Genomic DNA, 12337 nt, shown 5'->3' with positions numbered 1-12337 from the left:
CGTTGGGTGTGCAGGTTGCACTGGCCACATTCGCACCGGTCGGCACGCCCGTGATGCTGATACCCGCAGGCACCAGGTCCTTGATGGTCACGCTGGTGGCAGGGCCGAAGGCACCGGCCGCATTCGCTACCGTGAAGGCGTAGTTGAACGCAGTTCCCACAGCCAGGCTGCCAGGGTTGGCCTTGGTGACCGTCAGCGCAGGCGTGCCAGGCGTGACCGGAGTCACCGGCGTGGAAGCGCAGTCTGTTGTGCACCCTGCCGTTGGATTGACGGGATTGATGCCACCCGACGGATCGTAGGAAGCCGTGTTCGTGCTCGAACCCACCGCCGTCGGCACAGCCGGCAGATCGAAGCTGGTGGTGCCACCGGCTGCCACTGCCGCCGTGAAGTTCACCGTACACGTCAGCACGGAGCTGCCGTTACCCGCAAACGGGAAGGTGTTGGGCGTGCAGGTCGCGCTGGCCACGTTCGCGCCGGTCGGCACTCCTGTGATGCTGATACCCGCAGGCACCAGGTCCTTGATGGTCACGCTGGTGGCGGGACCAAAGGCACTGGCCGCATTGGACACGGAGAACGCGTAGTTGAACGGCGTGCCCACAGCCAGGCTGCCGGGATTGGCCTTGGTGACCGTCAACGCTGGCGTGCCTGGCGTGACTGGAGTCACCGGTGTGGAAGCGCAGTCTGTCGTGCAACCGGCTGTCGGATTGACGGGGCTGATGCCGCCGGACGGATCGTAGGAAGCCGTGTTCGTGCTCGAGCCCACCGCCGTCGGCACAGCCGGCAGATTGAAGCTGGTGGTGCCACCGGCCGCCACCGGCGTGGTGAAGCTCACCGTACAAGTCAGCACGGAGCTGCCATTGCCCACGAAGGGGAAGGTGTTGGGCGTGCAGGTCGCACTGGCCACGTTCGCGCCGCTCGGCACGCCCGTGATGCTGATGCCTGCCGGCACTAGGTCCTTGATGGTCACGCTGCTGGCAGAACCGAAGGCACTCGCCGCATTCGCTACCGTAAAGGTGTAGTTGAAGGGCGAACCTACGGCCAGGCTGCCCGGGTTGGCCTTGGTGACACTGAGGTTCACCACGCTCACAAAATGAATTTGTGCGGCGCTTGGCGAATACGCGTTTGCTCCCACGGTGAACGTGCCACCCAGGGTTCCTGCAGGAATGCTGGTGGCGATGGTGTAGGTACCACTTGCTGTGCTGGTGGCAGTGATCGAGCAGATGCCCAGAGTTGCGCCGCTTGTTCCAGTGGTGCAAGTGGCTGACGCGCCGTCCGCGCCACCGTTCAGCTTCACGCCGGGGGTACCGGCAAAGGTGACGACCTCGCCGCCCTTGGGGTTGCCACCGGCATCGCGCACATACGCTTCCACCACATCGGTTGCCGTGCCATTTGCCGCCGCGTTGTCGCTCACGACACGCAGGCCCGAGTTGCTTGCCGAGGCATTGCCGGCGACAAAGGCCATCGATTGCGGGCTGTTGCCGATGGCAGTTGCACCCACCGTGGCGGCAGCCGAGTAAGTCGATGCGGTCACGCTGGTGAACGACACCGAGCAGGTCGCCGCCGCACCCGCAGTCGTGCAACTGGCGGTGGCAGGTGCCGCTCCGGCAGGCGTCACGCTGAAGTTCACGGCAACGCCGGTGACCGGATTGCCGAACGCATCCTTGGTGACCACGGAAACGACGTCCTGGCCGCCGCCGGCTGCCTGGTTGTTCACATCGACCGACATGGTCGAATTGGCGGGATCGACGGCACCTGCCGTAAAGACATAGGCAGCCGTAGCGCCGTACGTATTGCCGCCGGAGCTGATGCCGCTGCCGCTCAATGCGCCCCCCGCGATGCTTGCGCCGGAAGTGTAGGAGCCCGCGACGGTTGTCCTGGCGGTGACCTGGCAAGTACCGGCCGCATTGGTGGTGCAGGTACCGCTGAAAGTGATGTTTGCGGTGGGAGAGAACGTGACAACGCTTCCGGCCACCGGATTGCCGTTGACATCTCCCACAAACGCTTCAAGCACATCCGTCGCCGAGCCATTGGCCGTGGCCGGACTGCTGACGGTACGCACCCCCGACCTGGCGGGGTCGGCGGCATTGGCCGTGAAGTTGATCACGGCCGGACTGCCATTGGCCACGCTCTGGGTGGTGGTGCCGTTGTTGTCCGTGGCTGTGAAGCTCGCCGCACCCGCGACGGTGGATGTCACCGTGATGGAGCAGCGCGCTGGATTCGCATTGGCCGCAATCGTGCAGGAAGTTGCCGAAGGCGTGCCGGCGCCGGTATGGACAAAGCCGATGGTGTGGGCGACCGTATCGACCGTTGCATTGCCATTGGCGTCCTGCAGTGCGACGGTCACCGTGCCGGTGCTCGTACCGTCGGCCATCACCGAGAGCGGTGTGGCACTGAGCAGATTGCCACTGGCTGTATTGCTGGGCGGCCCGGCAATGAAGTTGACCGATACCGGGCTGCCATTGCTCACGGCCTCTCCGTTGTCCGTCGCCGTGAAGCTTGCGGTGCCGACCGTGGCCGATTTCACCGTCACGGAGCAGGTGGCCGGATTGGCGTTGGCCGCGATCGTGCACGTGGGTGCGGCCGGCGTGGTCGTGCCCACGCCCGTTTTGGTGAAGACAATCGTGTGCGCCACCGTATCCGTGGCGGGATTGCCATTGGCATCGCGCAGGGTCACGCTGATCGAGCTCGTGGCAGTGTTGTCTGCGACAACGCTGAGCGGACTGGCACTGATCAGGTTTCCATTCGCGCCATTGCTGGGCGAGCCGGCCGTGTAGTTCACCGCAGCCGTAGCCGTGGCGGCCGAGCCATTGATGGTGAAACCAAAGGTGCCGCTGCCGACTGCGGTAGGTGCCGTGACGGTGGCCGTGTACACCCCTGCGCTGCACGCCCCCGCGCCGACCGCGGGCGAGCCCTGTGTTCCGCCGTTCAGCGTGAAGGCCACCGTGTTGGCACAGGTCGCAATCGAATTGCCTGATGCATCCTTGAGCTGCGCCGTCAATGTGCTGGTTGCAGTGCCATTGGCAATGATCGAGGTCGGACTCGCAACGATGGTCGAGGCGCTGGTACTTGGCGGACCCGCCGTGTAGCTCACTGAAGCCGTAGCAACTGCGGCAGAGCCGTTGATGGTGAATCCGAAGATCCCGCTGCCGACCGCCGTGGGCGATGTGACGGTGCCCGTATAGATGCCGGCGGTACACGAGGCCGCGCCCACACTCGGCGTTCCCTGCGTTCCGCCGTTCAGGGTGAACGCCACCGTGTTCGTGCACGTGTTGATCGGATTGCTGCTGGCATCGACCAGTTGCACGCGCAGCACGCTGGTGGAGCTGCCGTTGGCCACGATCGATGCCGGAGTGGCGCCTATCGTCGATGCACTCGTGCTCGGCGTTGCGGCCGCATAGGAGACTGTTGCGGTGGCAACAGCCGCAGCCCCGTTGATGGTGAACCCGAAGGTGCCGCTGCCGACCAGCACCGGCGATGTCACCGTCCCCGTGTACATGCCGGCACTGCAGCCCGTGACGCTGACGGCAGGAACGCCTTGCGTCCCCGCATTGAGGGTGAAGGCCACCGTATCGGTACAGGTGGTGACAAGGTTGCCTAACGCATCCTTCAACTGCACGGCCAAGGTGCTAGTGGAGACGCCATTGGCCGCAATCGATGGCGGACTCGCGGCGATTTCAGAACCGGTCGTGCTGGCCGGCAGCCCGGTGAAGCTGTAAGCAACCGGCGAAGGCTGATAAGTCACTGCGCCAGATACCGGGCTTCCACCCAATGGAAGATTGGAGAACGTGGCACCAGCGACTGACGACGACAAGGTCACGGGTGTGGTGAATGTTCCGGCGACACTGCTGCTGGCATTGATGGGAGACGCGCACTTTCCGCTGGAGTCGGTCGTGCAGCTGACTGCGGCGGAGCTGCCATTGAACGTGACACCTGCAGGCGGCGCTGCGAAGGTAACGGTGTCACTGCCCCCCGTCCAGGCATTGCCTTGGCCGTCAACAATGTAGACCTCCAGCAAGTCGCTGCTGCCGACAGGTTGATTGTTGGTCGTCGCCAGAACGCCGGATTTCAGGGCACAGGGAAAACCGGTGACGCTTGCCGCCGTTGAAAGCTGCGAGGTCTGGGCTCCACCGGAATTGCTGTCCGTCACTGTGACCCGCACCTGGCCGCTGAGGTACGAAGGAACGGTCAGCGTTCCCGAGGCTCCGGCCATGGTCCCTGAGCCCAGATAGACCTGTGCGTCGTTGGCGCCCGCGCCGGTCGGCGACCAAAAGGCTTCCACCGTATACGGTGCCGGCTCGCTCGCATTGGCATTTGCCGTGATATTGAATGTCCAGGTGCAGGCGGCGGTGTCACTGGCGCCAACGCCAAGGGTCGGGGTCCATCCGGTTTGTCCATTGGCCGTCGTCTGCAAGCTGATACCTGAGTTTGCAGCCACAGGCACGGAAAACAGCGTGTTCTGAGAAATCTTGAAGAAATCATGCGTAGTGATACGAATGGCACTTCTCGACTGGCTTGTCATCTTGTTGTTGCCAATCAACCCTGGTGCCGTACCCGTCCCACTAATATTCAAACCGTCCCCGCCGCCAGTGAAATTGTTATCGGTCACCGTCACTACCTGCGTCGTGCCTGAGGCTGCCGTATTCACCGTTGGTGCCGACACATGCATTGGCGATGAAGCGGTATAGGCGGCGATAGGCAGCGAGAAGGTATTACCCGTCACGGCAAGACCAATTCCATTGCCCAGGTTGATCGTTCCATCAACCGACACCACGGCCCTGGGCGCATTTCCACCAGTCGGGCTCAGTGCGATATTCGAATCTTTGATCGTCAATCCGTTGACGGTCATGTTCGACATGACCTGGAAGAACTGCTCGAGCTGCATTCCCCCGATAGGGTTGGGCAGATTCGTTACCGTGAAATTATCGACAACAATGTTGGAAACCGTGCCTGCACCGTTGCTTGCGGCAACCGAAATAGCCGAGCCCTTGTTATTGCCGTAATTTCCATTCCATATCGCGGAATTGATCGTGCTATTGGTAAAGAATACGTTTTGTGCGCCTTGATGAATCTCCGCGTACAGCTCGCAGTTGAACGGCGTCCCCTCTCCCGCAGGGGTTGGCGCCACATTCACCAAGCCGACGCGGTCAATGGTGACATTGTTCGCCGGGGAGCCAACGACGAATACCGCTTCGCCACAGGTCATGTTGGGCGAATTGGTGAGCGTGATGTTCTTCCCACCAAGATAAAAAGTTTCCCAGGGGGAGTCCGCCCAGTTCTGGACTTGTATGACTCCCCCGAAATCGATGGTCAACGAGCCCGTGCCGGCTGGCACGGTGCCTTTGAGCCAGTACCAGGCACCACCGGCACCAGTGGTGGTGCCCGTATCGCCGCCGCTGATCATCTGGGTTTGACCACAGGCATTGGTGGCTCCCGTCACGGCGCCGGACTGGGCTCCGCTGATGAATGTATTGGCACAGCGCACGTAAACCGTCTGATTGTCGACATACGGATGGAGGTTTCCCGCCGCATCCTTGGATGTCCCGCTCTGTATGGTTCGTACCGACGTGGTCAGTGTCGGCGCAAAGACGATGGAAACATCGGCACTCGGATCCAGTGTTTGCAGCGTGTAGTTGGCTGCCTGAATGGCCGCTCGCAGCGTACATGCGCCAGCAAAGGTGCCCCCCAGCGTGCTGACACAGGTGGTTGGTGTCGTTGCATTGGCATTGGGAGCGTCGCTGTTGTCGGTGACCGTGAAGACGATGGTCGCCGCCAGTGCCGTGGATGAGATACCCGCGCATGAAAGCAGCAGCAAAGAGAAAAGGCACTTCGCTGCACGCCACTTGCGAAAAAATGCCGAACTAGGCAGGCGATTGAGAGCATGCATGATATTCCCCGTTTTCTCAAGGAGATATGACAGGAAAATGATTTTCCCAATGGCAATGGCCATCAGTTGTACCCAGCGCATTTGCATCGCCGTACCTCGAATAGTTCTATTTGAATCACGAGCCCACAACTCACCTTGCAGCCGGTGAGTTTGGAAGCAAAATTTTTCGCGCAGATCCTGCGCGTCAATCAAAAAAAGGCGGATTTCCATCAACGCTTGCGCGCTGCTCCACTGCCCGTTGAGCGGACACACCTTCAGTCGGGTTTGCGACGCAAAACATTCCTCCCTCGACAAACCATATTCACCGTGCTTGTATTTTTTCAGTGACGGACCAGTTTCCATGGACCCGCACCTGTGCAACGGTAAGTCGCCTATCAGACATATATACAACCCATGGTTAACCCATGCAGGTCCAATCGACCAGAACATGCACTGACAAACCACTGCACATATCGATAGGCTAAATCATGTTTTTTTCTATTTCAATAGTTTTTTTACATGAAACCAGAGGCTCGTACCAGCGCTACGAGGGAGGCACTTGAGCGATCTAGGGAATACCCTGAATCAGCCACACCACATACAGGTAACTGGTGGTATCCCCAATACGACTGGAGCTGGCTGCGCAAGCCACATAGAATCGCCCCTGCAGGAGAGCAGGCGGGCGCCACGGTGCCGAGCCTCACCGAAGGCGCAAACTCCCATACACGCTCAGGTTCCGTACTGCAAACACAACATGCCGTCTGGAGAGCCGCCGCACGCAATGTGCGGCGCACCGAAGGAGCAAGCCCCGTTCCCATGGACGGCGGTGAATCTCTCAGGTACCAAGGACAGGGGGAGCGGCAGCTGCGTCACGACGGACGCCGGCTGCCTGCTATCCAGACCATAGCGGCCAGCTTTCGCGTGACCCGGCACATGCCTTTGAAAGGGCATCGTCATGCGCGTCATCGTTCTCGGAGCCGGTCTGATCGGCACCACGTCGGCCTACTATCTGCAATCCCTCGGTCATGAAGTGACCGTCATCGACCGCCAGGCCGCGCCCGGCGCCGAAACCAGCTTCGCCAACGGCGGGCAGATCTCGGTCAGCCATGCCGAGCCCTGGGCCAACCCCGGCGCACCGCTGAAGCTGCTGGGCTGGCTGGGCCGGCAGGACGCCCCCCTGCTCTTCCGCCTGCGCGCCGACATGCGCCAGTGGCTCTGGGGCCTGTCCTTCCTGCGCAACTGCACGCCCGCGCGCACGCGCCACAACATCCAGCAGATCGTTCGCCTGGGCACCTACAGCCGCGAGGCCCTGCAGCAGCTGCGGTCGGACACCGGCATCCAGTACGAGCAGCGCACGCAGGGCATCCTGCACTTCTATACGAACGCCCGCGAGTTCGAGGGCGCGCTCAAGCCCACCGAGCAGATGCAGGCCCTGGGCTGCGACCGCCGCCTGATCGATGCCGACGAGGCCGTGCGCCTGGAGCCGGCCCTGGCCCATGTGCGCGGGCAGATAGCGGGCGCCACCTATACGGCCGAGGATGAATCGGGCGACGCCAACCTCTTCACGCGCGAGCTGGCGCGCATTGCCACCACCACGGGCGTGCAGTTCCGCCACGGCCACCACGTCATGGCGCTGCGCACCACGGGTGCGGGCGCCAGCCGCCATATCGACCATGTGGAGGTGACCAATGCCGATGGCCGCTATGAACGCATCCAGGGCGACGCCTATGTGCTGGCCATGGGCTCGTTCAGCCCGCTGCTGGCCCAGCCGCTGGGGTTGCGCCTGCCCATCTACCCGGCCAAGGGCTACTCCGTGACCCTGCCGGTGCTGGACCCCGCCAAGGCCTACCAGGTCAGCCTCACGGACGACGAGTTCAAGCTGGTGTTCTCGCGCTACACGGGCGCGCAAGGCGACCGCCTGCGCATTGCGGGCACGGCCGAGTTCAACGGCTACGACCGCAACCTGGACCCCGTGCGTTGCGAGGCCATCGTGCGGCGCGTGCAGCAGCTGTTCCCTGGCGCCGGCGATACCGGGCGCGCCCAGTTCTGGAGCGGCCTGCGCCCCGCCACGCCCAGCAATGTGCCGCTGATCGGACGCTCGCCCATCGCCAACCTGTTCCTGAACACCGGCCACGGCACGCTGGGCTGGACCCATGCCTGCGGCTCCGGCATGGCGCTGGCCGACCTGGTCAGCGGCAGGCGGCCGGCCGTGGATTTCGATTTCCTGGGGGCCGCAGCCATGGACCCGGATCGCAGCGCAGGCACGGTGCGCCCGCGCGCGGTCTGAGGTGCGGACGGCGTGTACGGCGTGTACGACGCCTAGGCAGTGAACACCGTCAACACCCCGGCGAAGCGGTGCAGGCGGGCGTCCATGATCTCGGCTTCGGCAACGAAGCCGATCAATGGCACATCGCCCAGTGCGTGGCGCAGGGTGCGCAGTTCGGCATCGGGGCCGCCGAACAGGCCGCCGCCGCGGCCCCGGCAACTGATGTAGATGGCGCCACGGATGCGGGGCTGTGCCTCGCCTTCGGGCGCCGCCTCCTCGGGCTCCGCCGCATCGCGCAGCGCAGCGCCCAGTTGCAGCAGTTCCTGGCGCGCCACCTGGGCCTGGCGGCGGCAGAAGATCACCGAATGCCCGGCCTCCACGGCCGATGACAGGGCCACGCCCTGGCGCAGCGGGTCCAGGCCGACCAGGGTCAGCACCTGGGCCTCTTCGGTCAGCACGCCGTGGGCCAGGCCCCGGCCCGGCGGCGCAATGGCCGCCAGCGTGGTGCGGACCGTGGTCAGCGCGGGCTGCCAGTCGCTGCCTTCCAGCTCCACGCCCAGCAGTTGCAGCAGGCGCTGCAGGGCCGGATCGCCATCGAGCCCGGTGACCAGGGCGCCGCGCGCCTCGGTGATCTCCAGCCCCTCGCCCAGCGGCACGCAGCCCTGGGCCATGCCCGTGATGCAGGGCACGCCGGCACCGAAGGCCACGCCTGAAAAGCCGCCACGAAAAATGCCGCGCGCGTCCGCATGCTGCGCATGCAGATCCTCGGTACGGCAGGCGATCTGCACGCCCTCCACGCCATCTTCCCCGTCATCGCCCACGCCGCCGAACAGCAGGCCGGACTCGGTGCGCTCGGACAGCTCGTACAGCAGCTCGGCCAGCTCGGGCTGGCCGCCTGCGGCATGGACCAGGGCCGAATGGGCCGTGAAGCCGGCCTCGCCGCCAGGCGCATGCAGGGGCGCCAGGCCCGAATACAGGCGGTAGTGGGCGGCCGGTACATCCAGCAGCATCACCGCGAGCGCGGTTCCTGACAGGTACTCATGCGACATGGCCAGAACGCCGCCGGCCGAGCAGCCGGCCCAGTCCGCCACATGGGGCAGGGCCCTGGCCAGATGCTGCAGCAGCGGCCGTGCGTGGGCGGCATGCGCATGGGACAGGTACACCAGTCCCAGACGGGGCCGCTGCGCGTGGCCGGGCCCGGCCATCTGCAAGCGCAGCTGCTGCAGCACCGCGTCGGCCGCGGCGCGCCAGTCGGAATGGCTGGCATGGCCTACAGGAAACAACGACATACCAACCTTCTTTCTAGCCCCGCCAGCACCCGGCTTGCGGGTGGCTGGGGCCTTGCGCATCCATGGGTCCGGCCCGATCGGTCAACGCGCCGGCCGGCTCTTGGCTGCCGGCTTGCTGGCGGCCGGCGCCTTGGCTCCAGCCTTTGCAGCGGCTTTCCTGGCAGCCGCTTTGGCGGGAGCCTTGGCAGCGGTCCTGGGGGCTTCGGCCTGCGCCGCAGCCTTGGCCGCCGGCTTTGCGGACGGCGCCTTGGCAGGGGAGACCGCCGCCGCCTTGCCCGCCTGCGCAGCAAAGGCGCTGGCCTGTGCCGCCATGCGGTCCATGGTGGCCTTGGCCAGGTCACCGGCCATGCCGGTGGCGCGCTGGGCGGCCGCCACGGCCTCCGGGGCCATGGGCTCGGCCATGGCCTTGGCGGCGATCTGCTGGAATTGCTGGGTCAACGCGCCCCACCACTGCATGGCCTGGCCCATGGCGGCGGCCTGGGCGGACTCGTCCTTGGGCGCCGCAGTCTCCGCGGCTGCGGGTCTGTCGGCGGCCTTGGCCGCCTCGGGGGCTGCAGGCGGCGCGGCAGCGGCCTGTGCGGGCTCGGGCTGCGGCTTTTCCTTCTTGCTCGCCCGGCTGGCGGCCGAGGACATGGGCCAGTCCGAAAGGTCGCCCTGCCCCGCGCTGGCGGCGCCCTTGGCCGCGGCGGTTGCGGCTGCAGGGAACTGGAAGGCCTGCGCCAGCTCGCCCATGCTGACGTTCATGCCCTGCAAGGTGGACAGCGTCATGCGCTGCACTTCCAGGGCCTGGATGGTGGCGGCCAGCGCCTTGCCGTTCTGGTCGAGCCAGAACTGCACGGCCTTGAGTTCGGTGATGCGCTTGTCCACCTCTTCGATGCTCACCGTGGGCGCCACCCATTCGGGCAGGCGCCCCAGGGGCCGGGCGGTGGCCGATCCTGCACTCTGGGCCAGGCCCTGCAGGAAGTCGAAACCGGGGATGAACTTGCCGAAACCGAAGGAGGACGCATCACTCATGGCAGCACTCGCTAGGACTGGGTTGGAAGAACATGCCGGTGAAGCACACCGGCCATGCGCTCAGCTTAACCCAGGCACACGCCAAGTCCATCGCAAGTCATGCACGGCCCGCTGCGCACAAACCCGGTGGATGACAAAAAGCTCAGTGGGAGTGGCCGGCATGTCCGCCGTGTCCGCCATGCGCGCCGCCCTGCGCAGCCGATGCCGCACCTGCGCCGGGCGCCATGGCGCGCACGGGGACCTGCAGGCTCAGGCGCGAGGTCTCGCCCTTGGCGTCCTTGAACACCAGGGTGATGGGTACCTGACTGTCCTTGAGCAGCGGGCTCTTGAGCTGCTGCAGCATGACGTGGTAGCCGCCGGGCTTCAGGTCCACGGCCACGCCCTTGGGCAGGTCCAGGCCGTCGATGGCGCGCATGCGCATCACATCGCCTTCCATCTTCATTTCATGCACCTCGGCCACGCCGGCGGCGGGCGACTCCACGCCCACCAGGCGCAGCGGCTCCTCGGCCGTCAGGCGCATGAAGGCGCCCGTGGCCTGCTGGCCCGGCACGCTGGCACGCGCCCAGGCGGCGTCGGCCTTGACATGGGCCGCATCGGCATGGGCATGGGCCAGGCCCATGGACAGGGAGGCGGCGATCAGGAAAGGGGTGGTCCATTGACGCAGTGTCATCACGGTTTCTCCAGAAATTTCAATGCATTGCGGCACGGTCTTCGTGCCTTGCAAAAAGGGTTGGCCAAGCGAAGGAAGCGGGAGTGAATCCGGGAGTCACCGGGGCGGGGCGCGGGCCTGGGGCAGGGCCGGCATGGCCACGCTGTGGACGGAGGCCGGGTGCGCCCGTGGCTGCGCATCTGCCACCAGCGGTGCCGGGGCCGCACTGCACCGGGCGGGCGGCGGCGCCAGCGGGGGCAGGCACAGCGGGCAGTCGATGCCGTGGCTGCCGGCAAGGGCATCGTCCTGACCGGCCGGCGAGGGCACCCAGACCGATTCGCCAGGGGCCGAGCACAGGCGCTCCCAGCCCGAGGCGCGCGCCAGCGGCGCAAACGCCGATGCCAGCGCCACGCACAGCCACAGGCCCAGCGCCCAGCGGGCGCAGGCAGCCAAGGTGGAGGGCAGGCGAAGCGGCATGGCGTCATTCTAGGGGTCTGCCCCAGGACGTCATGTCCGTGACCCCGCCAGGCCCTGCCCGCCCCTACCATCGCAGGCGCATCCCCCAGCCCTCACCAACACCCTAGGAGACACCCATGCTCACCCTGTGCGGATTCGCGGCCAGCAACTACTACAACAAGGTCAAGCTGGCCCTGCTGGAAAAGCAGCTGCCCTTCAACGAGGAACTGGCCTGGCTGGGAGAGACCGACATGGCGCTTTCTCCGCTGGGCAAGGTGCCCTACCTGCGCATCGACGACGGCCGGGGTCTGTGCGAGTCGGCCGCCATGGTCGAGTACGTGGAGACGCTGTCGCCCTCGCCGGCCCTGCTGCCGGCCGACGCCTTCGAGGCCGCCAAGGTGCGCGAGCTGTGCGTGTACCTGGACCTGCACCTGGAGCTGGTGGCGCGCATCCTCTACCCGCAGGCCTTCTTCGGCGGCCAGGTCAGCGACTCCACCCGGGAGCGCACGCTGGCCCAGCTCGACAACAACGTGGCGGCCTTCGCCAAACTCGCGCGTTTCTCACCCTTTGTGGCGGGCGACAGCTTCACGCTGGCCGACTGCTGCGCCATCGTCCACCTGCCCCTGGTCAGCGCGGCCAGCAAGATCGTTGGCGGCCGCGACGTTCTGGCCGACCTGCCCGTGCGCGAGTACCTGGCACGCATGGCCGAGCGGCCCACGGTGCAGCAGGTCAATGCCGACCGCAAGACCAATACGGCGCTGATGATGGCCCGCTACGCCAGCGACAAGACCCCGGCCTGA

Annotated in this window: 7 protein-coding genes and 1 riboswitch; of the genes, 2 read left to right on the top strand and 5 right to left on the bottom strand. The window is 65.4% G+C overall.

All coding sequences use genetic code 11. The features are described 5' to 3' along the window. The coding region (locus DTS01S_RS26910) for a beta strand repeat-containing protein (RefSeq protein WP_255247331.1) at positions 1 to 6226 on the bottom strand (6226 nt) is incomplete at its 3' end. 388 nt (positions 6227 to 6614) lie between these two features. Next, positions 6615 to 6725: riboswitch (glycine riboswitch) on the top strand. Between the two features lie 93 nt (positions 6726 to 6818). Between DTS01S_RS26910 and DTS01S_RS26905 the strand changes: the two genes are divergently transcribed. Next, positions 6819 to 8150: a D-amino acid dehydrogenase gene (locus tag DTS01S_RS26905; protein ID WP_017406612.1), complete on the top strand. Its 1332-nt coding sequence runs from the start codon at positions 6819 to 6821 to the stop codon at positions 8148 to 8150. 32 nt (positions 8151 to 8182) lie between these two features. On the opposite strand, the gene DTS01S_RS26900 is transcribed toward DTS01S_RS26905, so the two are convergent. The 4 genes from DTS01S_RS26900 to DTS01S_RS26885 form a co-directional block, all read right to left on the bottom strand. Beyond that, the gene (locus DTS01S_RS26900; RefSeq protein ID WP_016450408.1) at positions 8183 to 9418 is read right to left on the bottom strand and encodes an FIST signal transduction protein; all 1236 of its coding nucleotides are present in this window, start codon (positions 9416 to 9418) and stop codon (positions 8183 to 8185) included. A gap of 81 nt (positions 9419 to 9499) precedes the next feature. Continuing rightward, positions 9500 to 10432 (bottom strand): PhaM family polyhydroxyalkanoate granule multifunctional regulatory protein, encoded by a 933-nt coding sequence (locus tag DTS01S_RS26895; protein ID WP_017406614.1) that lies wholly within the window; start codon positions 10430 to 10432, stop codon positions 9500 to 9502. A gap of 142 nt (positions 10433 to 10574) precedes the next feature. Then, positions 10575 to 11102, bottom strand: coding sequence for a copper chaperone PCu(A)C (locus DTS01S_RS26890; RefSeq protein ID WP_016450406.1), 528 nt, complete (start codon positions 11100 to 11102; stop codon positions 10575 to 10577). Positions 11103 to 11198: 96 nt separating this feature from the next. Then, on the bottom strand, positions 11199 to 11558 hold the full coding sequence (locus DTS01S_RS26885) for a hypothetical protein (RefSeq protein WP_061289756.1): 360 nt from the start codon (positions 11556 to 11558) through the stop codon (positions 11199 to 11201). A gap of 116 nt (positions 11559 to 11674) precedes the next feature. On the opposite strand from DTS01S_RS26885, the gene DTS01S_RS26880 reads away from it, so the two are divergent. Then, positions 11675 to 12337, top strand: a complete 663-nt coding sequence (locus DTS01S_RS26880) for a glutathione S-transferase family protein (protein ID WP_061289753.1) — start codon at positions 11675 to 11677, stop codon at positions 12335 to 12337.

It is taken from the genome of Delftia tsuruhatensis NBRC 16741, assembly GCF_001571325.1.
GTDB lineage: Bacteria > Pseudomonadota > Gammaproteobacteria > Burkholderiales > Burkholderiaceae_C > Comamonas > Comamonas tsuruhatensis.
Note: the sequence above shows the minus strand (reverse complement) of the source record. Positions and strands in the feature narration are given on the sequence as shown.

Coding starts and splice junctions, on each gene's coding strand:
- DTS01S_RS26905 (WP_017406612.1), top strand. CDS start 6,819: ATGCGCGTCATCGTTCTCGGAGCCGGTCTGATCGGCACCACGTCGGCC.
- DTS01S_RS26900 (WP_016450408.1), bottom strand. CDS start 9,418: ATGTCGTTGTTTCCTGTAGGCCATGCCAGCCATTCCGACTGGCGCGCC.
- DTS01S_RS26895 (WP_017406614.1), bottom strand. CDS start 10,432: ATGAGTGATGCGTCCTCCTTCGGTTTCGGCAAGTTCATCCCCGGTTTC.
- DTS01S_RS26890 (WP_016450406.1), bottom strand. CDS start 11,102: ATGACACTGCGTCAATGGACCACCCCTTTCCTGATCGCCGCCTCCCTG.
- DTS01S_RS26885 (WP_061289756.1), bottom strand. CDS start 11,558: ATGCCGCTTCGCCTGCCCTCCACCTTGGCTGCCTGCGCCCGCTGGGCG.
- DTS01S_RS26880 (WP_061289753.1), top strand. CDS start 11,675: ATGCTCACCCTGTGCGGATTCGCGGCCAGCAACTACTACAACAAGGTC.